The following is a 26487-nucleotide window of genomic DNA, read 5'->3' as shown; positions in this document are numbered from 1 at the left end:
TCGGAAACAGTTACTATTTATCGTGATTATAATACAAATCTCTCAAAAATATTGAAAATGCCTCATTCGTATTTATCTTAAAAATCGGAAACTGTCACGTATTATACAAATTGAGGTGTTTTACTAAAACGAGAAACCGTTTACAATTAAAAACGTAAATGACATACAACAGTTATTTTAATTTAACTGTTACTCGCGAGTGGTTAAGTAAGTCAGTTTACGCCTTTTCAATAATTAATTCTGGGGAATCAATTGTTACATCGGGTATAAATGATTTTTGGTATGGTTAATTGTAAGCGCTAACTATATATTGGGGGTTCGCACTTTGCAATGTTATTAGAATTAACTATTTTGAATAATAAGGGAGTATTGACATGCTTGAACACAGAAAAGTTGCTTTATTCGCGGCAACCGCGATTGCCGGATTATTTGCAATTGGGGTAAACTCAAACACAGCTAAAGCGGAAGATATTAATGTTAACACCAACACATCGGTTCGTGATGTGACCCACGTTGCTTCGGGTGGACTTTACGCGATGCAGGATGCTAACACACCGAACGTCAGCTTATTACAGCCGTTAAAACCAAAGACGTTTACACAGGCACCGCCATTTGGTCAGCAGATTCCAAATGGTGAGCCCAAAACAGCCGGTGATTTTGACTCTATACAGCCAACGGCGCATCAATTGGGTGCTAAAGTAATGGTCCGATTACCGGATTTCTATCCTAACTTTCCATACAATTTTGATGGCATGGCCGAATGGAAAAACCATGTTACAAAAATGGTTACACAAGCCGAAAAGCATAGCGATGATATTTATGCTTATGAAATCTACAATGAACCAAGTGGTTATTGGCCGGATCCTGCTAAGCGAGGTAAGGGTGCTAATTACGATCAAGTAACTTTTGATCAACTTTGGAATGAAACGTATCAAATTATCAAGGGCATTAATCCTAAGGCAAAAATTGTTGGTCCAAGTTTGAATGGCTGGAACAATAAATGGATGAGAAGCTTCCTTCAAAATGCGAAAGACAATAATACAATGCCGGATTATGTTTCCTGGCATCAATGGAGTGCAGCTGCCTATCCAGGCCAGGTAAAAGAGCTGGAAGCTATTGAAGATTCGCTGAGTTTGAAACATATGCCGATTAGTATTAACGAATACGCTTGGCGTCATGAACTAGGTGTCCCGGGTGACTTGATTCACTACATTCAAAATTTCGAGAATACGACAGATACTGATAGTGCCGATTTGGCCTTTTGGTACGATTACGGTCGAATGGATAACTTACTCACAGATCAGCAAAAGCCAAACGGTGGTTATTGGTTATACAAGTGGTACGGTGATATGACTGGCCATATTGATACAACCAGTACTTATGCAACAAATGGCAATTTGGCAAGTCTTGCCAGCACCAACAATGATGGTTCGGAAACCAACGTTATCTTTGGTGGGACTAATGGTGACAATTCAGTGACCGTCACTGGTTTGGACAGTAATAAGTTTGCCAATGGGGCAAAAGTTCAGGTTAATGAAACTCCTTGGTACGGTGTTGATACGGCTGTTCAACCTAAGACTATTGCTTCGGGAAATGTTCAGGTTAAGAATGGCACGGTGACAGTACCGGTTAAGAATATGCGGGCTTCTACCGGATATCAATTGCTGGTTACGCCGGCAGATTCACAAGTCACTAAAGACGATATTCAATACGTTCAACCAACTGCCAGCGACCCAATTCGAGTAGAAGCCGAAGACAGTCAAGTAACCGATGGAACTAAATCGGGGGCAGATGCTCAAGGGAGCTATGCTTCAAATGGGCTCTTTGTGACCGACTTGAATGGTAAAGACAGTTCAGTTGATATGACGGTTAACACTTTAGCAGATGGTGACTACAAAGTTGAGATTGGTTATGGGAATGCAACTGGTAGTAATGGTATCTTTAACGTAACTTTAAATGGTCAAAAACAAAAGGATGCTGTCTTGCCGCCAACTGGTGGCGGCTGGATTGGTGCGACACCGGATGTTATTGGAAACCGAAAAATTACTCAGTACGGAACAATTCATTTGAACAAAGGAACCAACCATTTTGTTTTAACCCACGCATCTGGTTATGGTCAGCTGGATTACGCACAGTTTACGCCAGTAAATACTGGAGCAGCCACACCTGGCAGTGGAAGTAGTTCTACTTCAACAACGACGCCATCAACTTCAAGTTCCAGTGCGGTAACCAGTAGTTCGTCGTCTTCATCGTCCAGTGCGGTTTCTACAAGTTCATCCAGTGCAGCATCAACTGGTTCCTCAAGTACAACGCAAACGTCAACTGTAACGAAACCATCAACAACGACCACTACGGTTAAGGTACCGAGTTCAGCAGCTAAGAAAGGTACTACGATTTATGCCGTAAAGAAGCTCAACTTATATAAAACACCGACTTTTAAGGCAACTAATAAAGTTGTAAGCTATACGAAAGTAACCCGAAAAAATCGACCGAAATTTGTAGTTATTGGATACGCGCGCTCAGCTAATGGTGCACTGCGATATCAAGTTCGTGACGTAAATCGCGGTAGTCAAACGTTTGGCAAAAAGGGATATATTACCGCTAAACCTAGTTATGCGCAATCGACTTATTACCAGTCTTTGCCAAAATCAAAGACCGTAACAGTTGCTAACAAGACAGGAATCAATGCTTATCGGACTTCCAAATTAAATGGTCAGATCAAGCATTATAAGGCAAACGCACAACTGAAGGTTAAAAAAGTTGTTCGATACAAAACAACAACCCGGTATGAATTATCTGACGGTAGTTTTATTACTGGAAATAAAGACTTTATCATTCAAGGTCGTCAATAACTTGTGATGGAAAGATTGATAATGGGTAACATGATTTGCCAACTTAGAAGTAATCTTCAAAGTAAGGCCAATAATTAACTTAAGTAAGAGAAGCGACTGATTGGAATTTTTCGATCAGTCGCTTCTTTTATTTTAACTAATTTGAGTAAGAGCATGTTATAGATTTAGGTAAGTGGTTATTAATACATGGGGGTTATAGAAAATACTGTCATCTAAATATAATTTATTAGTTAATTAAAATTCAAGGGATATAATCAATTGATTGATAATTCAATAATAGTCGATTACAATGAAGGTGGATTCAATAATTTACTGTTTAACAAAAGTTTTAACAGTTTGGCAGTGAGATTAGGGGGAGTAGATTTATGGAGAAAAAAGGTTTAAGAGGATTACTCTTGCCGATTGTACTGGCAGTGGTTGGTATCCTGCTGGTATTTGGAGTATTCTCAAGTAAGGTTAATGCGGCAAGTGATTCGGCTATTTATAATGGAACAGTGACTGATTTAGATTCTAATAATAACAGTTCACGCACGGTTAATGGGCTGGTTCATAAAGTTTGGATGACGGCTCAAAATACGAAAAATGGTCAAGTGGAGTCATCTAATTATGGCGCTGCTCAGCCAGGGGTCACCCATAATTTCTTGCTTAAGAATGGTAACTACACTGATCTGCATTTGCATTTAAAGATAACCAATTCATCAAATGAGACGACAGTAAATTTTCAAGCGATTAATTCTGAATGGCTGGTATTACCAATTAATAAGAATTTTTTTGGTAATGCTGCCACTGATCAAGTTACTTATTCAGGAACAACTCCTATTACACCGGATCCTAGTAATGTAAAGCTAATGTATACCTTTGACAATCGAACAGATAGGACAGATGGCTCTAGTATTCAACCAGAGGAGTGGAGTCATTTATCCGCAATCGTGATACAAGATGGTAATTCATTAGGCCCTGGTCAGTCTATTGAGCTTGATGTACCGCTTAGGGTTACGCCCGATGCCGATGGTAATACAAAGACTTTTACGTTTGCTAATATGTCTTATAACAATTGGTACTATACCGCTATTCAGAATTGGGCCAGGGTTGCTTCACCAGTTGAATTGAACTATCGTCAACCAGGTTATCAGGGGGTCTTTGTAGCTGGTGAAAAAGCTGCTAATGGAGAATTGAATTTTGCAAGTGATGTGCAAAAATATTTCCCTAAAATAACAAATTCACTTGGTGCAATTGGTTATGATAATACCAATTCCTTTATCGATCGTGCACCAGATGATCCAGACAATGTGTTCTATACAGGCGGTCTGCAAATTGTGCACTTGGATAAAATTCCTTCTGTGAATGGAAACGGGTTGTTAATTGATGATTTGCACAACAATGGGTATTCATTTGCAATTTCTCCAGATAATGATTATGGTCATAAGATAGGAACCGAGGATAAAACTTATATTTATTCGATTGCAAATAATAAACCATTTTCTAATGTTTTGAAAGACGGATCTGACGCTAGTGGTCAAACATATAATAATGAATTGTTAGGACACATTGGGCTACAGGTTCAGCAATTTATAGGTGCTTCAGATAAAACAATTCCGTTAAAGGGGACCTGGAGTGCTTATGACGGCGCGACATTTTATGATACTAATCAGACAAAATTAACAACGGTCCCTGACGGTGTTAGCTACGTAGTGAAAAAAGTTGATGCTAATAACAACGAGACCGATGTGACTAGTAAGAAGATTGATACTACTAAAAATGGTGTTTACCGGGTTACTTATACCTATGTAGTTAATAATGGCCTAACGGTTAAAAAGACGGTTACAATTACAGTTGGGAGCGGGAATCCTACTCCAACTCCAACAACACCGTCAACATCCGGAACGTCAGGCAACGGGTCGACTGCATCAAATACAGGCAACAATACTGGTAATGCCGGGAATGGTTCTGGAAGCACAACCGGCTCGACGACCACTACCACAACCAAACCTTCTACCTCAACGAGCCCTAATGTTGCCGTAAAGGGTGAAGCCGTTTACGCCATCAAGAAGATCGGCTTGTACAAGAGTACCAACTTTACCAAGGCTAACCGAATTGCCTGGTATTCAAAGCAAAAGCGGACCAACCGACCAATGTTTGTGGTCACCGGCTACAAGCGCAACAGCAATGGTACTTTGCGATACAAAGTTCGGGATGTCAACCATGGTCGCAAAACCGCTGGTAAGACCGGTTATATTACCGCCAGTCAGAAGTACGTTGTGCCGGTTTATTATGCCAGTGTACCAAAATCCAAGAAAATTACCGTGATTGCCAAGAAAGGTGTTAATGCTTACAAGTCGGCAAAATTAACCGGTAAAGTTAAGTGCTACAAGAAGGGCACCCATCTTCGAGTTAAGAAGCTGGTTAAGCATAACTTGACCACCCGTTATCAATTAACGAACGGCAAGTACGTCACGACCAATAAGAAGTTGATCATTGGGGGTGATTATTAATTTAGCTTGGATTTCTTTTAATGATGCTCAATATAAATCAGTGAGTTTCATTATCAATTCAACTGTCACAAGTGTTTGGGAAGCCTTTATCATTGATGTTGCTGTAACGCTTTTGGAGGTTGCTCAGGCCAGATTTGCCAAAATGATGAGTTATAAATTCGATATGGCCCTTGGTGGCTGGACCGGCGATATTTATCCGTTCAGCATGCTGCAGCAATTCTATTCAACTTTCCCGCACAACCACGCCAAGTCCAAGGATCATCACTATGACCAACTGTTGAATAAGATTCAATATCATGATCTGAATAATTCATTGCGTGGACTGTCACGTTCGAAACAATGCGTGATAATCAAAAGGAGTGCCGTTGATAGCACTCCTTTTAATATACATATGAAGTTGCTGGTGGCAGTAGAAGAATCTAAACGCCCTGGTCAATGCCGATGCTTAGCATTTGTGATGAAAGCATGATGCGCTTTTCGGTGGCTTGCGATCAAGTAATTAATTAACCATGTAAAATTAAACTGGGACATGATTAGAGAAATGAAAATAATGCCACCGCCAACAAGCAACTGTAAAGTCAGCTCTTCAATTCCGAGTGAAACGGAAATAACGCTGGCAAACAGCGATTCAAGCATGAGAATAAGGCCGGCAGAAATACTGTCAGTGTAGCGTTGACCGACAATCTGCAGTGTCTGAGCAACAAAGGAAGCGAAAACTCCCAGCAAAATGACTGGTAACAATGCTTGCGGCCAATCGATAGTTGCGTAATTGTGATTTTCAAACAAAATGGATGAACCAAAGCAAAAAATAGTTTGAAAAAGTGCGGTCATAAACGCAATCACCATTGGCCGCGTTTTAGACGTCGCATATTCCAAAAAGACAATCTGCAGTGAGCAAAAGCCGGCTGCTGCAATTGTCAGCGCGTCACCGATATGGAGCTGAAAACCATTTTCCAAGACCCCGGTTAAAATCATCATGCCAAATAGGCAGAGAAAAGTTGAAAAATAGGCCTTAAGAGCCGGCTTTTTATGGAGAATCACCCATGAAACAAAGGGCACAATTACAACGTAACTAGCGGTTAGAAAAGCGCTGTTGCTTGGGGTCGTGTATTTCAATCCGGTTGTTTGAAACTCAATGACACAAAAATAAAAGAAACCGATTGCCAGTCCCAATTTAAATTCGACTTTTGTCATTTGGCGGATTTGTTTATGGAAAAAAGTAGTTACCAAAATTAAAAAGATTAAGCCACGAATCCCGTTCAGCAAGCTGGCCGGCATTCCCGCCGCTGTTGCGGTTTTGATCATTGTGTAACTGGTTCCCCAAATAAAGGCGGCCAAAAGTAACAGGCCGTTAGCTTGCGATTGACGTAATTTCACGTTATTCCCTGATTTCTATTAATGTGTAAAATATTCATTTAATATCATATCCCAAAGTGGGTGAATGTGAAACGATAATAAAATTTTATGATTAGAGTTGGTTATTGCTGCTTAACTATTGAAACGTTAAAACAAGCGGTTCCGGGAATCTCCGGGATCGCTTGCTTGGATTACTTTTGATAAACTTTTTCACCAGCCAGCCACGTCTGCTCAACGTGAACATCTTTGATTTTTTCAGCTGGAATCGAGAAGATATCTTGATCAAGGACAGTGAAATCGCCGGCATAGCCCCGTCGTAATTGACCGTTATGGGTAAAGCCGCCAACTTGGGCGCCAATATTGGTATAGGCGAGGACGGCTTCCGGAACGGTGATCGCCTCATTGGCGTTGACAACGTCACCGTTGGCGGCAGTTCTGGTAACCGCCGCATAGATGTTGACAAATGGACTATCGGGTTCATCCCACGGAGTGCACGGGGCATCTGAACTCAGTGCCATGGGCGCCGTTGAATTCAGCATTGATTTAACCCGGTAGGCGGTTTTAAACTGGGCATCACTGAGGTAGGCGCGATAGGATTCATCTTCGGCAAAGAAGAAAATCGGTTGGGTGACCAAGGCATAATTCATCCTGGCCCGGTTGATTTCTTTCAGCATTTGATCCGATAGTAATGAAGCGTGTTCGATTCGAATCGACGGCCGGTCAGTCAACCAGGGGGTTAAATCAGCAGTGACATCGATGACCAGTTGAATAGCGGCATCCCCCATTGCATGCACTGCTAATTGGAGGTGATGGTCGACCGCGTACCAGACTGCCTGTTTAAGTTGACCGGCATCGGTTAACAGCACGCCCTGGCTGCCGTTTGGATACGGGGCCTTGTTATAGGCGGTTTCACCGGAAATACTGCCGTCCATAAAAACTTTAATCCCGGCAATCCGCAGCTGGTCCTGGGAAGTCGGCTCGATAACCTGGCCGGGCATCAACTCATTGAAAACGTAGTAAATCGCGGTCTTGGGCTTGAAGCCATCGACCATGGCATCCTGATAAAGTCGCAGGGAATCATAGGGACGGAAACGACCCATCAATTCGCCAATCCCAACGATGCCGTTTTTTAGGTAATGTGTTGAGCTGTTGGCCATATTATCAACATCGGCCAAATAACTTTGTTCCGACTTGGCCTGAATCAGTAATTGGGTCGCAGCTACTTCCTTCATGTAACCGTTGGGCCGCCCGTCTGAAAAATGGCCAATGGTCCCGCCAACCGGGTTGGGCGTATTGGCGTCGATTCCGGCTAAAGTCAGGGCTTTGGAATTGCCAACCGATGAATGGCAGTCGGAGCGGTAAATAAAAATCGGTTGCGTCGTGGAAACCTCGTCCAGATCATCAACGGTTGGTGAGCGATGTTCAGCCAGCTTGGATTCGTCAAAGCCCCAGCCTTCAATCCAGACAGCCGGCCCCTGACCATAAGCCGGGGATTTTTTAAGGGCTGCTTTCATATCGGCAATACTATTAACCTTTGGGGGTGTGCAGCTACGCCGTGTAAAGCATCGGCGATGTACTTTGGGTGGGTGTGAGTATCGATGATGCCTGGTAAAACCGTTTTCCCGTGAAGATCGATGGCATCCGGATCACTGACCTCGGCAGTTTCGCCGGTGTGGGTCACGACACCATCTGTGATGTTCATTGCCGAAGCAAAGCTGGTTGCGTTGGTGCCAAGAAAAATCTTGGCGTTTTTAAAGGTTGGCATAATTGTCCTCCAATTCGTTTTAGTAGTTATCTTTATTATTGGGGCATTGATGGGGAAATGCAACCAATATCACTGGTATGTATCGGTAACTTGGCCGAAGGTGCTAAAATAAAGAAGATTAGTTAAATTTAAACCAAACGGGGTGAACAACCATCATGCAGTCATTGGAATCGCATACGTTAAATGCATTTTCCAAAAATATTCAACTTACGACGCATCAAAAACAGGTTTTAAACCAAATTACCCGGTTTACCGAGCAGCACTTAAGCCAAGACGGCCACGCGGTATTTGTTCTGATGGGTGATGCCGGTACCGGCAAGAGCTTGATTCTCAATCAGCTGTTTACAAATTTGGCACAAAAAGTTGATGACGCTTATTTTCTGGTCAATCATCCCGAATTACTAAAAGTTTATCGGGAATTGGCCGGGGAGACGCCACATATGTTAAAAAAATACTACCAGCGGCCAACCAGCTTTATCAATAAACTGCATAAAGCGGCTAAGCACGTTAATTTAACGGTCATTGATGAAGCCCATCTGCTTTTGAGCAAGCCTGATCACTACAATAACTATTATGGGGAAAATCAGCTTGAAGATATTATTCAATTAAGTAAAGTGACCATCGTTGTTTTTGATCCGCATCAGGTTTTGCGGACAAAGAGTTTTTGGACCAGGGACCGCTTATTAAAGCTGATTGATAAATACCCGCATGACTTTGTTCATTTAAAAGAGCAGTTTCGCATGCAGGCAGGGCCGAAACTGATGGATTGGCTGGATCATTTTATTGATGGGGATGTAATTCCACCAATTCCAAACGATGTTGGTGATTATGACTTTCGAATCTATGCCGATGCCCAGAAAATGTTTCAAGAAATTATCAAAAAAAATGACCATTACGGTCTATCGCGAATGACGTCAACCAGTGGTTATCCGTCAACCTTGGATGGTGGCAAGCACCTGGTCAACGAAGGCAATTTTCACTTGCCATGGGACCAGTACAATTTCACCAGTACGCCGTGGGCCGAACAACCCCAGACAATTAATGAAGTTGGCAGTATTTATACGGTTCAGGGCTTTGATTTAAATTATATCGGAATTATTATCGGGCCACCATTTTACCTTACCGCGGATAACCGGTTAGGCGTGGATCCAAGTAAAGTGACGGATGTCGAAATCTTCAAACATCGCCAGGATTTAACCGGTAAGGATTATGAGCAGAGTAAGGAAATCCTGTTGCGGAATTCATTGAACGTGTTGCTGCGACGAGGAATAAAGGGGATGTACCTGCACGCCCATGACCCCAAGTTGGAACGTTATTTGGAAAAATGGCGTCAAAGTAGGTTTGATTGATCAACCATTGATTGCGAGTATCTGATTGAATCACTTCATATCTTGATCGGGGGCAATGCAAGTGAAAAAGGGAACACTGTACGTGTCGCTGGCCGTTATCATTGTCTTGGGCGTTGTTGGCGGCGTTTGGTATCACGTTAATTATGGCAAGATCTATTATTACGGCAGAGTGGGAACCATGGCCCGCTCGGAAAAACAGGCCAAGGGGTACCCGAACGCTTACTATTATCGAATTACCGGTTATGACAAAGCAGGTCGGATGAAACGACTGGAAGTTGGCTCATTTGGCGGGCATCGATTCGTTCAGGGCCGTTATATCAAAGTCGGCTGGTCAAAAGCCAGAAAAGTGGTCGATTATCGTCAGGTGATGTGGCATCAAATCCCGCAAAAGGCTCGGGAAAAGCTGCCTAAACCCGGGAATCTATAAAATTAGCCAAAAGTAAATCGGCATCGTTCAGCTGAAACTGAGCAATGCCGATTATTTTGTTGAGGCAGCAACAATGTCGACCATCGGGCAATGAGGCAACCAATTTACGGACATACCGAAAACATCGTTATTTTTGCTGATTTTGTTTTCGCTTTTTAAGCAGGTTATCAATAATCGTGATAATAAAGAGGAAAACAAAACTGTCGAAGCAAATTTTGGTTAAACGTAACGTGTTTCCAACCAAATGATATTGGCCGGTTGTAAAGAAATCGATCAAAAGTTTACCGATTCCGATGAGAATCAGCAGTAACCACAAGGGCCATAGAAATGTGAGTGTCTCGCTAATGGAACGTTTGAAATGCATAAATGTCCTCCTAACTAATGGTGCATCAGTATTTCATTTGTTAAAGCAGTTCTTCGCAATCAAAATATCATATAAATATCAGGTTAACAACCTCAATGCGGAAAGTTCTAATTAAAAGCTGCCGGAATTTGTTACCTCCCTGTTAATTGAAGAGAGGAGAAGGAAACGCTTAAAAGCGCCTACTTTCTGATAAAAAAGAACTCGAAGCCAACCACTGACTTCGAGTTCTTTAAATATTCAAATTAAAGTTTCCTAGATCATCGAGACAAAGTTATTTAGAAAATGAAGGCCAATGCTGTAACGAATATCCCGAAAGTGCATGTAGGTATAGGCCAAAAAGCAGCCCAGCCCCGAATACATTAACCAGTTGATACTGAATTGCGGTTCGTGGGCGTAGCCAAATATCAACCCACTAACAATAACTGCCAGCAGATTGTTCAGCCGGTTATCTTTATTAAAGAAGTAATTCATAAAGATGCCCCGAAAAATCAGTTCTTCAAAAATAGGCGCCAGCACAACGGAAAAGATTGCGTTCCAAACCGGTAACTGGATTTGATCGGCTTCAACCGCTTTTTGATTTTCCGGTGTCACTAATAAATGCTTGGCGATTAAATAACTCCAGAGCATTTGAAAAGCCACCATCAAAACGAAAATGAGAATAAACTGGACCACTTTTTGGCCGGTTAATTTTGATTTACCAAATCGACGGGGATTATTAGATGCTAATTGTTTGCCATACCGCCAGGAAATAAGCGACAGGGCGGCGGCTGTAATAATTAATGCAACTCCCAAAACATGCCGCGCGAGAAATTCGTTCTTGGTATATTCGCCGGCAACTTCCAGCGTGACCGAGGCTGATAAGTAAACGATTAAAAAGCCGATCCATTTACCAATTTGCAGGGCTTTGGTACCCAAATACCGAGATGACAGCATCTTATCTGAACTCGTTAACTTCAATCCGATTCTTGTCGGGATCCAGAATCGTAATAGAGTTAACGTTTCTCCTGTTCTCAGTTTTTTCGGTCGGGTCGCTGACGATGTCAACAAAATAATTAATCAAATGCGCTTGAATGTCTTCAATTGAATCTTTAGCAACTAAGCCAAATGAGATTGGGGTGACTTTGTCGACAACTCGAAAATCCAAAAACATTTTTCGAAGGTCGGCCCCCGTGTCGCCATTTGGAAGCTTGATGATCGGCAAATCAAAAACCTCGTGGTAAAAGCGGCGGCTGACTTCAAGATCGGAAACGGGGATGGTAATATATTCAATTTCTCTGATATTCATAAAAATGTCGTCCTTTTCACTTGCGTAATGTTTACATTATATACCAAACGGGGCGATGTCTAAAAATTTTAATTGAATTTTGGCGAGAGCTTAAGGAATTGACGGGGAAAGGGTAGATGTTTCTATACTGGCTGAATCAGCGGCCAGAGGATTAATGCATATCCAATAACAACGATTGGCCCTAAAATTCTGATGAATTTAAAGTATTTTTTCTTGGCGGCTTTATTTTGAATAAGCTTATAGCCAATGAGGTTCAAGGTGATTGCAAAAGCTGCTGGAATCCCGAACATCAAGCAAATGTTTAAGTAAATGTTCATAAGTACACTCCGGATTTTAGTTTGAGTTTATTGGGTTGCTATCATTATGCCATACTTGAGATTGAAGGCAACCCTTGAAAAAAGGCTGGTTAATAAGCCATTTTCGGCCCCCCTTCGAGAATTGCTTTTCCCAAGTGTTAAGAATGGCCTTTTACGGCATACATATTGACTACTCGGCCTAATAAGAGTAACGTAACAAATTGTATGCAGTCTTTCGAAACTAAAAGTATTTAATGTGAGGTGAACAAGTTGCCACTATTATCAGTTTCAAATCTTTCGATGAGTTTTGCGGAAAAAGATTTGTATAAAGATGCCGAATTCACGCTGGAGAAGGGTGAACATATGGGGGTTGTCGGTCAAAACGGGTTGGTAAATCCACGCTGATCAAAATCATTACGGATTCACAGCTGCCGTTATCCGGCGACATCAAATGGCAAAAAAATATTAAAATCGGCTACTTGGATCAGTATGCCGATATTGAAGACGATCTGACACTCATTCAATTTCTGCGGACCGCGTTTGCGGATCTGTACAAGAAAAATGAAACGCTAACCAAGTTATACGAAAAATATGCCGAGACGGCTGACGATAAATTGTTGGAACGTGCCGGGACGATTCAAGATGAGCTGGATTCCAGCAACTTCTACGATATTGATACCCGAATTGAACAAACGGTTGTTGGCCTGGGGTTGGACAGCATCGGTCGTGATCATCTGGTTGGTAAAATGTCAGGTGGCCAGCGTTCCAAAATTATTTTGGCTAAAATGCTGCTGGCAGATCCGGATGTGATTTTACTTGATGAGCCAACAACTATTTGGATGTTAACCAGATCGAATGGCTGGTCGATTATCTGAACAATTTCAGTGGCGCGGCGATGGTGGTCTCCCATGACTATGACTTTTTGGACCGGATTACCAATTGTATTATTAATGTTGCTTTTGGCAAAATCACCAAATATCGGGGTAATTTTAAAAAAGCCATGCGACAGCGAAAAGAACGGGAAGAATTTCAACAGAAGCAGTATGAAAAACAACAAGTTGAAATTGAAAAGGCCGAGCGTTTTATTCGCAAGAACAAAGCGGGTTCCAAATCAACGATGGCCAAGTCCCGGGAAAAGAAACTGGCCCATATGGATAAGATTGATCCGCCTTCGACCAATATTTCCGCCAGCTTTAACTTCCCCTATGAAGATACCGGTTCTCATGAAGCACTGACAGTTGATAAATTGTCGGTTGGTTATAACAAGCCATTATTGGCACCGGTAACTTTCACCATTTCAATGGGTGAAAAAGTGGGCTTTAGCGGTTTTAACGGGGTTGGTAAGTCAACTTTGATTAAAACAATTTTGAAGAAGCTGCCGGCCAAGGGCGGTACCGCGAAATTTTCACCATCAGCCATCATTAATTATTTCAGTCAGGACTTGGCGTGGGATAATAATCGAATGACACCGATGCAGATTATCGCGGATAAGTATCCTAAGCTGACGCAACGAACGATTCGAACCAAACTGGCCAAGTGTGGGTTGGATGCGCAAAACGCGATTAAGCCGATTCATGAGCTTTCCGGTGGTGAACAAACCAAGGTTAAGTTGGCGATGATGGAATTTGTCCCAAGCAATTTCCTGATTATGGATGAGCCGACCAACCATTTGGACGAAGAAACCAAAGAAGCTTTGAAGCGGGCAATTGACCGGTTCCCAGGCAATGTGATTATTGTCAGCCATGAGAACAGTTTTTATGATGGCTTGGTCGATAAAGTTTTGAACGTTGAGAAACTGAGCTTGCGTGAACGGGCAAAGAACGAAACCTTGTAAAGATATGACAAAAGAGACACCTTATCCGCTTGATAGGGTGCCTCTTTTGCGCTTCTTAGCCAGCTAATCGATGCTGAATAATAATTTATACAAGTAAATGATTTCTTGTAACTCTTGTTTGGAAACCTGATCGATGACATTTTTGTCCGATACGCCACGTGCAATCAGATCCAGCGAAACAGTTTGATCAAGTAGCACTTTCCCATAAATAGTTTTGGTACTCGTAAGCTGGTAATACATGGGGAAATTTCTGGTTGTTGAACTTATTGGTGCCACAATCGTCATACCGCTTGTTTTGAAAACGACATCATTACTTAAAACGATTGCGGGGCGCTTTTTCTTTTCTTCGTGCCCCTTACTTGGGTCGAAATCAAGATAAAATATTTCACCCTGCTTTACCATGGCAGTTCTTTTCCTTTACTTTCTCCCCAGTCCAGTTCATGGTCTCGTTGGCCGTCGTCTTCCCATCCTTCAAATAATTCGTGAATATTTGTGGGCCTTTTTTTGATCGGTGTCAGGATAATTGAACCATCATTAACGGTTAGTGTTAACGGCTGTTCTTTTTTTAAGCCCAATTGCTCAACGATGTCCGCCGGGATTCTGACCGCTTTCGAGTTCCCCCATTGAGTAAGTTTAATCGTTTTCTTTTGATTCACTATATCATCCATAGTATGCACTTCCTCATGTTTTAAATTAAGTCAGCTTCTGATTGCACTAAGTATATACAATGTATCTACTTGATGCAATGAAAAACGTTTAAGGCCTGCAATCTTCCGACATAATTTAAATACGATGTAAATTGTCATTCTTTTGCATGGTTATAAATTTAAAAATTTCGGCTTAACATACAAAAAAGCACTTGATTTCCAAAGGGTTATCAAGCGCTTTTTAAACCCTAAGCTGTTAAATATAAGGGTTGGGAGATTGTCTAATCGGCAGCTTCATGACGGGCCTTCAAGTCAGCGTCAATTTTTGCCTGCATCTTGTCAAACTTGTAGAAGTACATCAGAATCAAGCCAATCCCAAAGCCGATAAAGGGTACCCAAACGAAGTTCATTTCAATGGCGTTCAGAGCTTGGGAAGTTTGAGCGTGGTTGGCAACGTAGCCATTCATGCTTAGCAGGAAGCCGGTTACAACGCCACCCATGCCCATTCCAAGGTTGGAAGCAATCCCTGAGAACGAGGTGACCAGTCCTTCTGCCGGACGCCGTTTTTCCATTCACCGTAGTCAACGGTATCAGCCAACATAACTGGCAGCAGGCCGGCAAAGAATCCGTTTCCAAAATAGCCTAAAATGGTGGCACCGGCTAAAATTGGCACGTTCATCATTTTAGCACCGACACCCAGGATTAATTGACTAATGACACAAAGTCCCAAGCCAATAACCATGGTCCCTTTTTTGCCAAAGTGCTTTGTCAGGAAGGGCGTAAAGACAATGACAACCAGTGACAACGCTTGCAATCCGAGCATGAACGAGGCCAGATCGGCGTTATGCATGTTGTACTTAAAGAAGTAAACGGTAACCTGTAATTTGGTCTGCATCCCGATCCAGAAGAAGAAATACATTAAAGAAATAATCATCCACGGCCAGTTGCCTTTTAAGGCGCTGGCTGATTGTTTCAGTGACAACTTGGTTTGGTGTTTTGGGTGCACCCGTTCGTGGGTATTTTTAAAGGTTACCAATAGGAGAAAGGCGGTTAAGACGGCGACAATAATAGCGGTTACAAGAAAGCCCTGCTTATCGTTACCATTTCCCAGCAATTGCACGGCTGGCAAAACAGCGATTGAAATCAGCGTTGCGCCGGTCGTTGCCAGAACCTGACGAACGGTACTGAATTTAACCCGTTCTTGAGGGCTGGCGGTTAAGCTTGGCAGCATAGAAGTAATCGGAATATTAATCCCAAGGTACAAAATATCAATTGCAATGTAAGTGACGTAGGCCCAGATTAATTTACCGAGTGGTCCCAGCGGCACAGACGAAAAAGCCAGAATGAAGAAGATGGCGTAAGGCACCGAGAACCACAGGAAGTAAGGCCGGCTTTTGCCCCAGCGGGTGTGGGTTCGATCGATCATAATCCCCCATGTCGGCCCAGAAATCGCATCAACAATTCGGGCAATAAAGAATAGGGTGCCAATAGCCCCGGCGGCCAGGCCGAAAACGTCGGTATAGTAATACATTAAGTAGGTACCGACCATGCCGTTGGCAACGTTGCAGGCAAAATCACTGGCGCCGTAACTGAGCCGTTCCTTATTGGTGATGTGTTCGGAATCCGTTAAGGCAGCGGATTCTTTCGGTAATGTTTGTGTCATTTTCATAACAGATCCTCTTTTCAACTGATTGCCTTAATCAACGAGTGACAAATTGCTGGTTAAGATCTGGTTACTTTTACCGTCAGCGGTTGTTTGGTCGATGGTAAAGCTGCGGGATTTTAAATCGGCGGTTAAAGTAGCGCTGACCTTGCCATCGGCCGATTGCCGGGTGATAACAATTTGATTTTCACTTGGCTGGGCAACTTTGATTTGACCGTCCAAATTAAAGGCAGCACTGGTATTCCGGAACTTCAGCAGTTTAAAAAGTGCTTGTACGACCGGCCGCTGCACTTCTTGGTCGATTTCATCAAGTGAGTAGTAGTGGCGGTTAATGTTGCGGCCCTCTTTGGTTTTTTCAAGCAGCGCCAAATCATTCTTACCGGCCAGCAGACCAACGTAATAAACTTGGGGGATGCCTGGCGCAAATACTTGAATAGCTCGCGCCAGCAGGTAGGCCTGGTCATTATCACCTAAAGCGGAATAGTAGGTGGTGTTGATTTGGTAAACGTCCAGATTGTGATAAGCAGTGCTGGAATAAACCTTTTTAACGTTGGCGCCGACTTTGTACATTTCTGCCTTGGTATAATCCAATTCGTCGTCCGTCAAAATGTCTTTGGCGTCAACAACGCCGATGCCGTCATGGGTATCAAGGGTAGTGAACTGTTTCATTGGACTTTGACGCAACCAAGCTGCCAGACGGTCGGCTTTACCCGAATATAGGCTGTAAAGCGTCACAATCGGCAACGCAAAGTCGTAACTAAAGTAATCATGATCGGTTAGCTTGCGAACAATGTGGTAGTTTTCATGAATTTCGGGCAGCAGCGTGGTGCCTTTGGGTGCGGTGATCTGGTTGATGTCTTTTAGCAGGTCCCAAATTTCCGGTTCCACGAAGAAGTCATTGGTTCCCAATTTCTTAACGGCATAGGCAAAAGCATCCAGGCGAATGATTGAAGCCCCGTGGGCCATTAGAAATGTCAAAGTTTGCTTGATAAATTCCTTGGTAACTTGTTTGGTAACGTCAAGATCAATTTGGTCTTCACCAAACGTGTTCCAGACTTTTTCGGTTTGACCGTCCGCAAAGGTGACTTCCTGAACAGGTGCTTTGGGTTTGCGCTTATAAATTAAGTCAATGTCGGCTTGTGTCGGTCGACCCTTGGGCCAAAATTCATCCCAGTGGATAAACAGATCCCGGTAGGCCGAAGCGTTGTGGCGTTGCTTAAAATCTTTGAAATAACGGGATTGCTTGGAAATATGATTGACCATGAAGTCAAACATTAAATAGTAGGATTTTGCCAGTTCCTGGACGTCATCCCAGTTACCGAATTTTTCGTCCACCTTGGTATAATCCATTGGCGCGAAGCCACGGTCACCGGAAGACGGGAAAAATGGCAGGAGATGAACACCGCCGACCACGCCTTTTAAATGGCGGTTCAAAACGGTTTGAAGTTCTTTAATGTTGGTTCCCAAGCTGTCGGGATAAGTAATCAGCATCGCTTTGTTTGTTAATTTCATAATGTAATCAATTCCTCTCGTATTTGTAAAGGTAGGCGCTCCATGGTGCCAACTTCAGGTTTGGCGACGTCGGCTTTTCCGAAGTGTTGGCTAAAATCAGCTGTAAGTGGTGATAATCCGATGGGATAGTGAAGGCTGCCGGTTGATCGCTTAAATTGGTAATGATCAGGTAACCGGCTTTGTCGGCTTGTCGACAATAAACAAATAATTGATGGTCGTGGGTATCAATAAGTTGATAACGGCCGGTTAATAAGATTGGTTCCGTCAGCCGCAGTTGAACCAGTCGCCGGTAGAAATTCAATACGGAATGTCGCTGGTTACTTTCGTTAGCGACATTGATTTCAGCAGCGTTGGGGTTGGCAGCGATCCACGGTTGGTGGTCACTGAAACCGCCATTGGCAGCCGCAGTCCACTGCATCGGTGTTCGGGCATTGTCCCGACTTTTACCGCGGAGCTTCACCAGCGTTTCGGCCGGAGTTTTGCCCTTTGCCAGTTCTTCTCGATAGAAACGTTTTGAATCCAGGTCTCGGAATTGGTCGATTTTGTCAAATGAAACGTTGGTCATCCCTAATTCCTGGCCCTGATAAATGAATGGCGTTCCTTTCATTAATAGGTACATCATTGCCAGGGAAGTCGCGCTTTGTTGACGATACCGGCGGTCATTACCGAAATACGAAACTGCCCGTGGTAAATCGTGGTTTTCAAGGAAAAGGGCGTTCCAGCCATTTTCAGCCAAGCCGGTCTGCCAGCGGGTCAGGGCATCTCGAAGCTGGGCAACATCGACTTTGCCAACCGTAAATTTTTCCCAAAAGCTAACGTGGTCAAATTGAAAAATCATATTGAAGTAGCCTGATTTTGGATCAACCCAACGTTTGGCTTCACTGACCGGCACGCCACCGGCTTCGCCAACGGTCATTAAATGGTTTCGCTTAAAGTCGGAACTCAGCCCGGCCAGCAGTTTGTCGATGCCGGGGACGTTGTTCATCGCCGCTTCCTGATCGGTGACATTTTCGAATCGTTGGTCTTTTTTGAGGTGGGAGATGGCGTCCAGCCGGAAACCGTCAACGCCTTGTTGGGCCCACCAATCAATGATTTTGGTAACGGCCTGATGAACTTGGGGGTTCTCCCAGTTCAAGTCGGGCTGTTGTTTGGCAAATAAGTGGTAATAGTATTCGTCGGTCGCCGGGTTATAAGTCCAGGCAGAACCGCCAAATAGCGAGACCCAGTTATTGGGAACGTCGCCGTTAACCGGCTTTCGCCAGATATAAAAGTCGTGATAAGGGTTGTCAACCGACTTTTTGGCTTCTTGAAACCACCGGTGTTGATCGGAGGTGTGGTTGATCACCAAATCAAAGACAACCCGAATATCTTGACGGTGAAACTGATCGATCATCTTAAAGATGTCATCCAGCGTGCCATATTGGGGATCAATTGCTCGATAATCGGAAATGTCGTAACCGTTATCAATATTTGGTGAAGCAAAGAACGGCGACAGCCAAACAAAGTTAACACCTAAAGATTTGATGTAGGGAATTTTGGAAATAATCCCGGCAATATCGCCGATACCGTCATGATTGCTGTCATAAAAGCTTTTTGGATAAATTTGATAACCGACGGCGTTTTGCCACCAGGTTGGGTTTTGCTCGTTACTAATCAAAATACTCACCTCTCATGATTCTTGTAACCCTTTTCACCAACATATCATACGCTTCTGATTTTATATGTCAATCGATTGACATAAAATTTCATAAAAAGATTTTACGATGTGCTATACTTAGACCATAACAAATGGTTCTAAAAGGCGTCACTGACGGCTTAAGAACAAGAGAAGGTGAAAAATGTGCAGCCTAAATTAGCCGATGTGGCCAAATTGGCCGGTGTTTCGGCAACCACGGTTTCCCGGGTGATTAATAATCGGGGTTACTTGTCGGCAACCACTAAGCAAAAAGTTTTTTCAGCCATGCGACAGCTGAATTACCAACAGCTTGGCAGCCAGGGCCCTTCATGGCAAGCAGTTTAAGCTGGTGGGCTTGATTTTTGCCAGTCTGGAAAATCCGTTGATTGCCGAAATGGTTGAGGAAATTGAAAATCGCTTATTTGCCCGGGGCTATAAGGCCATTATCTGCAACAGTATGGATAACCCGGAAAAAGAGCAGCAGTACTTAAAAATGCTGATGGCCAATCAGGTTGATGGGATTATCACCGGTTCACATAATGAAGGGATTAAGGAATATCGGTTGTCGGGATTGCCAATCGTGTCGTATGATCGGTATTTTGAAACGAAGATTCCCACTGTCAGTAGTGATAATCAGGCCGGTGGTGAGTTGGCGGCGGCCACAATGATTGAAAAGGGGTCTGCCAATTTGATGCTGGTTTCCGGCAGTATCGAAAAGAAAGCGCCGAATAACGCGCGACTGACCGGCTTTCAACAGGCAGCATCAGCGCGACAGGTACCGGTCAGAACGGTAGCGTTTCCGTTTAACGCGACGCCGACGATTAAGCGGGCAACGCTTCGAGAAGAATTGGCGTCCCATCACCCAGATGGTATTTTTTGTACGGATGACCTGACCGCATTGTTGTGTATTCAGGAAGCTGAAAGGTTGGGACTGCGGGTGCCAACAGATGTTCAGGTGATTGGCTATGACGGCTCCAGCTACGTTCAGGAATATCATCCCCAACTCAGCACGATTGTCCAGCCGGTCAGCGATATTGCCGATCTGCTGGTTCGACTATTGTTTAATCGGTTGGAAGAGAATGATGAAAAGCTATTGGATACGTATGTTTTGCCGGTAAAGCTTTTACAGCGGGATTCGGTCAGAAAATAACCGATCGGGATAACCTAAAAATTAAAATGAAAAAGAGGCTTTTAATCCTGACAACTTTTGTCGTTGCCGGAATTGAAAGCTTCTTTTGGTTTGGATTGATTATGCTTTACCGTAGTACTGTCTGATGAAATGGTTTAGAATCCAGTTGTCCCGGTCCGACACGCTACCGATATAACTATCAGCTTCAAGGTCGGGCTTAATCGGCAGTGAATTGCCAATGTCAACGAAAGCTGGTCCGCTTAACCCGGAAAGATGCCAGTCCTTTAGCGGATAGAAGCGGTTAAGCGTTTGATCGTTTTCGGCAATTAATTTAAAAAAATAACCGTCTTTTTCCGAAAGTGAAGTTGCACGGGACTTTTGGCCGATCAGATCTTCCGCCGGGAGATAGATGCCCTTTACATTATTTACTTGAAAAATTTTAGCACTTGTCATAATTGTTCGTCGCATCCTTTGTTATTTTTTAATGCTTCTAATCTTTAAATACGAAGAAACGGCGGATTTTTTTGAAGTTTTTTCAAGTTTACGATGGTATTATGAAACAGGTGAATAATTTTGGGAGGATTAATTATGCAGGTAGGCAAACAAATTAAGTATGATGTTAACTTGATCGAAAATTGGCAGCGTGATCTCCAGTTTACTGATGAACAGTTAAAAGAAATTATGAAGGTGCAGGACCTGCCGACATTTATGAATGGTGCCGCACCGGCTGAATTATATGACCCGGCGACTGATCGCCTACGCAAGGTGGTGCTTCAAAAAAAGCTGCCGGGCTTGGATATGCGTTCGGCTTATTTACTTAATGGGATTAATTTTGAAATTCGGGATTTGAAGCTTAGCCCGGTGGAAGTACAAAAAATTACCGGTGTTTCAGCTGACGCATATTCGGATTTTCTAGCCGGCAAGTCGGATCGATTAGTTTACGAAGACGCTTTTGACAGAATGGGTGTTTATTATTATCAGCGGGTTGGCAACCGGCTGGATTAAGATTACGGAGGAAAAGTCAATGGGGTATATCTTCCTATTGGTGGCTATTTTTAGCGAATTATTAGGGACTAGTTTTTTAAAAGCTTCAGTTGGTTTCAGTGTGCTGCTGCCAACCATCGGCGCATTGATTTCTTATCTGGTTTGTTTTTACTTCTTGGCAATGTCGATGAAGACCGTTAATTTAAACGTTGCCTATGCAATTTGGTGCGGTATCGGCATGGTCCTTACTACCATTATTGCAGCCCTTTTGTGGCAGGAACCAATTAATCCGGCAAGTGTTTTAGGGATTGGGTTAATTCTGGCAGGAACTGTCATTTTGAGTATGTCTGGCGCGGGCCATTGATAAAAACCAAATTATGATAACCCTTGATACCATAATTCTTTGCCAATCTGAGTGATTGGGTAGTAAGCTGTTAACAACGTCGATTAGACTTATTGATTTGGCTGATGGGAGGCATTGATGGTGGCTTTTGACTGGCGTTATGCATTATTGAGAAATTGGCCTTTTATAGTATTTATGATGGCTATTTTGCTTGCCGATCTTCTCCTTGATAACGGTTGGCTTCAGCTAATCGCACCTCCGGTTATTTTCATTGGATTTTGGATTCCTTACTATCTGGTATTTTTAAAGGCCCATTGCCGACAGCACCCGCAAGATGATCCTAAGAATCGAACCACCAAGCCGGCTACTGTCACGGTTATAGTGGCGGTCGTGTTCGGCGGCATTCTGCTTTGGCTCGTGCCGGATCGTTTTTCGGATGTGGTTACCATAGGTGCGCTGTGGCTTGGCGTGGCAATTAGCGATGGCTTAAGTAAGCCGAAGCGTCAACAAATAACCAGCTAAATAAAAAATCGGGATATCAACGACAAATAAAAACGTTGTGATATCCCGATTTTTGGTTATTTTTAATGATTTAGGTGACTATTTGTTAAACGTGCCGGCCTCAACCTGACGGATGAAATCAGCCAGGTGTTTGTAGTAAACATCCGGATTATCAACCATGTGATGGTGACCGCCCTCAGGTGTGGAAACAAATTTAGCGTTTGGAATCATTTGAGCCATCCGTTTACCGGTTTCAACGGGCATGGTTTCGTGTTCACCAAAGGTAACCAAGGTTGGCACCTTGATATTCTTCAGGTGATCAGTGAAGTTCCACTCCGCCAGCTTACCGGTGATGACGAACTCGTTATCACCTTGGAAAGCACCATAAATATCGGTGTTGGTAACATCGATTAGGTGAGAAAGTTTGGATGGTTGCTTACGATCGATATAGCCCTTGTTTAAGATATCAACGTATGATTGGTAACGTTCATTATCATAGTCGTTATTGGCTTCGCATTTTTTCATGTAGGCAACCTGATCAGGAGTTAGGGCTTCTTCTCGAACCTGCTCCAAGTGCTTGGTGTAATCGTCAATGCGGTCGACCATTGAGGAAACGATGGCGCCCTTTAAGTGCATACCGTATTTTTCAGCGTATTCTTGAACCAGCAGGCCACCCCAGGATTGGCCGATCAAGTAGAAGTTGTCCAAGCCAAGCTTGTCACGGACTTCATCTACTTCATCCAAGAAATATTCGTAATTTAAAATATCTTTTCTGACCTGTGGATCACTGAAGTCGGGACTATCCGAATACCAGGAGCCTAATTGATCATACATTGTGACCTGAACATTTAAGCCCTGTTTTTTAAGTTGTGAAGCAGCGTCTTCCCAATATTCATGTTCGCCGCCGGGGCCACCGTGAAGCGCTAATAAATGAATGTCGCCTTCACCCTGTGTATTGGTCCATAAATGATAACCGTTATCCAAAGTAATGATTTTGGTTCCTTGTTTCATTCAACTCACCTGTACTTTCTAAAATTTGTTTGATTATTAATAATAATAACACTTCTAGTTGGTGCCCGCATCCGTTGCCAGTAGTGGCAATGTCAGCGTTGAATTGTCCAAATCAACGGTGTAGGTAATCTCCTGATTGCCGCGAATGGTGTAATCCATATCAGTTGCGTAAATCAGAATCCCCAATTGATGACCGGCCAGTAGTCGCCAGAAGGTCGGCTGAAAGGCCATTTCAAAGGTGTAGAATTGACCAGGCTTCAAATCATCAACGGTAGGCATTCTCACGGTTTTGCATATTCATGTGGGCGTCGGTAAATTTCTTGTAAGCAGAAGCTTTTTTCTCCGGGATGAATTCTCTTAAATCATCTTTTCGCCAGTTATAGCCGGTGATAATTTTTTGGGCAGCCAAGACCTGTGGCGTGGCCGTTAACCGCTTGGCCTTTCCATAATCGACCAGTGCGACACTTAACAGACCGACAGTTGCACTGCTGGCTGCCGACAGTGTGATTTTAGCGCGGCCATCGATTACCAGGTCTTTTCTTAACGGTTCCGAAACCAGTTGAATGGCGTGGTTGTCCATCTTGGAATGTGACTTGGTAAAGAGAGCGCGCTGCCACTTGGCTGTATCTTTAACATAGGATTTAAACAAATCTTCGTCTAAGTGGTCGCTGAAGCTGGTATTCTCATTTAAATTAGTGAACCGGGGATCGCTCAAGGTGTAGTGATCAATCGAAGAACTTCCCCAGTCCTGGTAAGTGTGCCATGTTTCGGGTTCGGCATTGTCCTGAACCAGCACGTCCGGCAGGGTTTCGTTAGCGTTATTTTGGACATCATATAATTTATTGGATAACCACAGATTAACCAAATCAGTGTAATCAACTGAGCGGAAATTATTTAAATATTCATGTTGGCCTTGGTGCAGAATCAGTTTTTGAGTAATGGCTTCCTGCTTTAAGCGATTGCGCAGGTTCCAAACGTGGGATAATTTAACGTTCCAATCATTTAAGCCATGAACCAGCAGTATGTCACATTTAATGTTGACGTCTTTCAGCAGGTTTCTGGCATCCCAGAATGAATTATAATTACCACTGTCACGGTCCTGGCCGATCCGGAGCTTTTTTAGTTGTTCCTGCCAGGTATCTCTGATTTTCAGGTAGTCGGCCGCTGACTGTTCCCGACTGAAGGTTAATTCACCAAGGACATCGGTATCTTCACCCTGAAAGCCGCCGGGAGCCACGACCAGGCCGTTTTCACGATAATATTCATAATAGTTGGAAATACCGGCTTCAACTACCGCAGTCTTTAAACCGGCAACCCCGGTTAAAGCGGCCGCCGTCGAAAGGGTTCCCAAATAGGAGCGGCCGGTCATCCCGACGTTGCCGTTACTCCACCAAGCCTTGATGCCGATCTGATCGGTTCGGTTGGTGAAAGCTGGTCGATCGCCATGCAGCCACTCGATAATGGCGGTTGCTGACAGCGTTTCGGCACTGGTTCCAGTGGTTCGGACACCATCGGAATCTTTGGTGCCGACCCCGGATGAATAAACAACCGCAAAACCACGGGCAAGGAAATAATCATTTAATGTATAAGTCCAGTTCTTTATAAAAGTTTCTTCGGCAACATCGGTGTTGCCATTGATTTTTCTTGGTGCGGGTAATTCTGGTTGCTTATCGGCTGACTTGATATCGTCATAGGTCAGTTGAGTTGGCTGTTTGCGGCTGAGGGGATGATTGACATTATGCGTCATTTTGTCGGCATTCTCATCGTTGGTCCCTTGATCGTAGGGGCTGGCAGTAAATACCGTTGGCACTTTTAAGCCGGCTTCGGTGTCAGCGGGTCGGATAATTTCAGCTTTTAAGAGGTCCCGTTGACCATCGTGGTCGGTATCCAAAGAAGATTCGACGTAGACCACGTCACGAATGAGTTGACTGGTGTCAAAGACGGCTTGGGCCTTGCCGTTAAAGAAAAGCGGGCGGGGCAGCTGTTGATCATCGTAGAACTGGGCGTAGTAACCCTTACCGGCCAAGTCATCAATTAATGTCTGACCGAATTTGGTTCGGGTATTTAAGAGCCGATACCAGGCATCAATTAATTGGTCACGGGTCAATGGGTCGTCACTGTCAATGACCGGTAATTTGAATTTTTTTAGTGCCGTAAAGGGGTCATCTAATTCAAAGTCCAAACCAACCTGAAAACCCAGTAGTTGTAAGGCAACGTTGTAGAAAGCGACTCTGGAAACACTGCTTTGGGTGGTGGTGTATTCGTAAGCGTTTAGGTTGGTGGTTGCCATCAGGTCGGCAACTTTTTGGATTCGAACAGCCCGGCTCTGCTTTTTCTCCAAGAAGAATTTCAGCAGCAGTCCCCGATATAACATCACCGGATCGGCCATTTTCTGTGTTCTGGCAGATAAAAAGCGGCTATCTGCCAATTCTTTGATAATTTGCTCATGAGATGTCGGTACATATGCGAATTGATTAATTTTCAAAAAGAAACCCTCCAAATTTTAAAAATGAAATTTTTTGATATAGGGGCAAGGAAACACGTTCTTTTAAGGACGTGATGAATTGCTCCTTTTCGCATTTAAAAAGCGGTTCTAATAATTATCGAATCAATAAACATTGAAAATATTCTAAAATATATATGTGTATCAACAATAACCATATGTTATAATAGTTAAGCTAAGTTTCTATTGATTAACTAAATGACCGCTTATCGGGATCCGCGATTAAAAGCACATTACTGGCAAGAGACCGGTCATGATCAAAAATCTTAATTAGCAAGATCAGTCAGTAAAGTAAAGAGAGGAGGCCCATATGACGACAGTAGTTAAAGGGATTAAACTACGTTTATACCCCAACCGAGCGCAAATCAATTTATTGTGGCAAATGTTTGGCAATGATCGATTTGTCTGGAATCACATGTTAGCCATGGCCAATCAGCGGTATGAAAACAATCCGGCCAGTCGGTTCGTTGGCGAATATGACATGAACTATCTGCTGAAA

Annotated in this window: 22 protein-coding genes and 4 pseudogenes; 11 read left to right on the top strand and 15 right to left on the bottom strand. The window is 43.4% G+C overall.

Features of this window, described 5'->3' with window-relative positions:
- Window positions 1-374: 374 nt before the first annotated feature.
- The 3 genes from JCM14108_RS08915 (at window position 375) to JCM14108_RS08905 (ending at window position 5813) form a co-directional block, all read left to right on the top strand.
- Complete coding sequence (locus JCM14108_RS08915) at window positions 375-2852, top strand: DUF5776 domain-containing protein (RefSeq protein WP_035180285.1); 2478 nt, start codon at window positions 375-377, stop codon at window positions 2850-2852.
- A gap of 365 nt (window positions 2853-3217) precedes the next feature.
- Window positions 3218-5344 carry a DUF5776 domain-containing protein gene (locus tag JCM14108_RS15365; RefSeq protein WP_235807168.1) on the top strand — a complete coding sequence of 709 codons (2127 nt, stop codon included), beginning with the start codon at window positions 3218-3220 and terminating at the stop codon, window positions 5342-5344.
- A complete protein-coding gene (locus tag JCM14108_RS08905; RefSeq protein ID WP_035180284.1) occupies window positions 5328-5813 on the top strand; it encodes a hypothetical protein in 486 nt (161 codons plus the stop codon). Before JCM14108_RS15365 ends, JCM14108_RS08905 begins: the two co-directional genes overlap by 17 nt.
- Here JCM14108_RS08905 and JCM14108_RS08900 read toward each other — a convergent pair.
- Window positions 5777-6721, bottom strand: coding sequence for a DMT family transporter (locus JCM14108_RS08900; RefSeq protein WP_051996113.1), 945 nt, complete (start codon window positions 6719-6721; stop codon window positions 5777-5779). The two genes, JCM14108_RS08905 and JCM14108_RS08900, sit on opposite strands and share 37 nt — an antisense overlap.
- A gap of 170 nt (window positions 6722-6891) precedes the next feature.
- Window positions 6892-8465, bottom strand: a pseudogene (locus JCM14108_RS08895) (amidohydrolase).
- Window positions 8466-8620: 155 nt separating this feature from the next.
- Between JCM14108_RS08895 and JCM14108_RS08890 the strand changes: the two are divergent.
- Both JCM14108_RS08890 and JCM14108_RS08885 read left to right on the top strand, forming a co-directional pair.
- Window positions 8621-9814, top strand: coding sequence for a DUF2075 domain-containing protein (locus tag JCM14108_RS08890; protein WP_035180283.1), 1194 nt, complete (start codon window positions 8621-8623; stop codon window positions 9812-9814).
- Window positions 9815-9875: 61 nt separating this feature from the next.
- Window positions 9876-10241 (top strand): YxeA family protein, encoded by a 366-nt coding sequence (locus JCM14108_RS08885; protein WP_035180282.1) that lies wholly within the window; start codon window positions 9876-9878, stop codon window positions 10239-10241.
- 127 nt (window positions 10242-10368) lie between these two features.
- On the opposite strand, the gene JCM14108_RS08880 is transcribed toward JCM14108_RS08885, so the two are convergent.
- From JCM14108_RS08880 to JCM14108_RS08865, 4 genes are all read right to left on the bottom strand, one after another.
- Complete coding sequence (locus tag JCM14108_RS08880) at window positions 10369-10605, bottom strand: hypothetical protein (protein WP_035180280.1); 237 nt, start codon at window positions 10603-10605, stop codon at window positions 10369-10371.
- Between the two features lie 252 nt (window positions 10606-10857).
- Complete coding sequence (locus JCM14108_RS08875) at window positions 10858-11538, bottom strand: CPBP family intramembrane glutamic endopeptidase (RefSeq protein ID WP_035180279.1); 681 nt, start codon at window positions 11536-11538, stop codon at window positions 10858-10860.
- A gap of 1 nt (window position 11539) precedes the next feature.
- Window positions 11540-11890 carry a VOC family protein gene (locus tag JCM14108_RS08870; protein WP_035180277.1) on the bottom strand — a complete coding sequence of 117 codons (351 nt, stop codon included), beginning with the start codon at window positions 11888-11890 and terminating at the stop codon, window positions 11540-11542.
- A 122-nt stretch (window positions 11891-12012) separates the two neighbouring features.
- Window positions 12013-12207, bottom strand: a complete 195-nt coding sequence (locus JCM14108_RS08865) for a hypothetical protein (protein ID WP_035180274.1) — start codon at window positions 12205-12207, stop codon at window positions 12013-12015.
- A gap of 249 nt (window positions 12208-12456) precedes the next feature.
- Here JCM14108_RS08865 and JCM14108_RS08860 point away from each other — a divergent pair.
- Window positions 12457-14020 (top strand): annotated as a pseudogene (locus JCM14108_RS08860) (ABC-F family ATP-binding cassette domain-containing protein).
- 63 nt (window positions 14021-14083) lie between these two features.
- On the opposite strand, the gene JCM14108_RS08855 reads toward JCM14108_RS08860, so the two are convergent.
- From JCM14108_RS08855 to JCM14108_RS08835, 5 genes and pseudogenes are all read right to left on the bottom strand, one after another.
- Window positions 14084-14422, bottom strand: coding sequence for a type II toxin-antitoxin system PemK/MazF family toxin (locus tag JCM14108_RS08855; protein WP_035180272.1), 339 nt, complete (start codon window positions 14420-14422; stop codon window positions 14084-14086).
- Window positions 14416-14688: an AbrB/MazE/SpoVT family DNA-binding domain-containing protein gene (locus JCM14108_RS08850; protein ID WP_035180270.1), complete on the bottom strand. Its 273-nt coding sequence runs from the start codon at window positions 14686-14688 to the stop codon at window positions 14416-14418. Before JCM14108_RS08850 ends, JCM14108_RS08855 begins: the two co-directional genes overlap by 7 nt.
- 260 nt (window positions 14689-14948) lie before the next feature.
- Window positions 14949-16336 (bottom strand): annotated as a pseudogene (locus tag JCM14108_RS08845) (glycoside-pentoside-hexuronide (GPH):cation symporter).
- A 27-nt stretch (window positions 16337-16363) separates the two neighbouring features.
- Window positions 16364-17842 carry a sucrose phosphorylase gene (gene gtfA / locus JCM14108_RS08840; RefSeq protein WP_035180268.1) on the bottom strand — a complete coding sequence of 493 codons (1479 nt, stop codon included), beginning with the start codon at window positions 17840-17842 and terminating at the stop codon, window positions 16364-16366.
- A 7-nt stretch (window positions 17843-17849) separates the two neighbouring features.
- Entirely contained in the window at window positions 17850-19508 is a 1659-nt protein-coding gene (locus JCM14108_RS08835; RefSeq protein WP_191978547.1) for an alpha-glucosidase, read from the bottom strand.
- A gap of 174 nt (window positions 19509-19682) precedes the next feature.
- Between JCM14108_RS08835 and JCM14108_RS08830 the strand changes: the two are divergent.
- Window positions 19683-20667 (top strand): annotated as a pseudogene (locus tag JCM14108_RS08830) (LacI family DNA-binding transcriptional regulator).
- A 99-nt stretch (window positions 20668-20766) separates the two neighbouring features.
- Here the strand turns inward: JCM14108_RS08830 and JCM14108_RS08825 are convergent.
- A complete protein-coding gene (locus tag JCM14108_RS08825; protein ID WP_035180262.1) occupies window positions 20767-21099 on the bottom strand; it encodes a hypothetical protein in 333 nt (110 codons plus the stop codon).
- Between the two features lie 135 nt (window positions 21100-21234).
- Here JCM14108_RS08825 and JCM14108_RS08820 point away from each other — a divergent pair, with 135 nt between their 5' ends.
- From JCM14108_RS08820 to JCM14108_RS08810, 3 genes are all read left to right on the top strand, one after another.
- Window positions 21235-21651 carry a hypothetical protein gene (locus tag JCM14108_RS08820; RefSeq protein WP_035180260.1) on the top strand — a complete coding sequence of 139 codons (417 nt, stop codon included), beginning with the start codon at window positions 21235-21237 and terminating at the stop codon, window positions 21649-21651.
- Window positions 21599-21994, top strand: a complete 396-nt coding sequence (locus JCM14108_RS08815; protein ID WP_420805526.1) for a DMT family transporter — start codon at window positions 21599-21601, stop codon at window positions 21992-21994. Before JCM14108_RS08820 ends, JCM14108_RS08815 begins: the two co-directional genes overlap by 53 nt.
- Before the next feature lie 117 nt (window positions 21995-22111).
- Window positions 22112-22495: a hypothetical protein gene (locus tag JCM14108_RS08810; protein WP_035180257.1), complete on the top strand. Its 384-nt coding sequence runs from the start codon at window positions 22112-22114 to the stop codon at window positions 22493-22495.
- Window positions 22496-22573: 78 nt separating this feature from the next.
- On the opposite strand, the gene JCM14108_RS08805 is transcribed toward JCM14108_RS08810, so the two are convergent.
- From JCM14108_RS08805 to JCM14108_RS08800, 3 genes are read right to left on the bottom strand one after another with little or no spacing between them, the layout of a single operon-like run.
- Window positions 22574-23485, bottom strand: coding sequence for a proline-specific peptidase family protein (locus JCM14108_RS08805; protein WP_035180255.1), 912 nt, complete (start codon window positions 23483-23485; stop codon window positions 22574-22576).
- Between the two features lie 54 nt (window positions 23486-23539).
- Complete coding sequence (locus JCM14108_RS16115) at window positions 23540-23764, bottom strand: CocE/NonD family hydrolase C-terminal non-catalytic domain-containing protein (RefSeq protein WP_369385537.1); 225 nt, start codon at window positions 23762-23764, stop codon at window positions 23540-23542.
- On the bottom strand, window positions 23751-25970 hold the full coding sequence (locus JCM14108_RS08800) for a Xaa-Pro dipeptidyl-peptidase (RefSeq protein ID WP_369385536.1): 2220 nt from the start codon (window positions 25968-25970) through the stop codon (window positions 23751-23753). The genes JCM14108_RS16115 and JCM14108_RS08800 overlap by 14 nt, the downstream gene beginning before the upstream one ends.
- 328 nt (window positions 25971-26298) lie before the next feature.
- Here JCM14108_RS08800 and JCM14108_RS08795 point away from each other — a divergent pair.
- On the top strand, window positions 26299-26487 hold a 189-nt coding region (locus tag JCM14108_RS08795; RefSeq protein WP_035180253.1), incomplete at its 3' end, for a helix-turn-helix domain-containing protein.

The organism is Lentilactobacillus farraginis DSM 18382 = JCM 14108, assembly GCF_000583655.1.
Classification (GTDB): Bacteria; Bacillota; Bacilli; order Lactobacillales; family Lactobacillaceae; genus Lentilactobacillus; species Lentilactobacillus farraginis.
The sequence above is the reverse complement of the archived record's forward strand: the minus strand, read 5'-3'. Positions and strand labels throughout refer to the sequence as shown.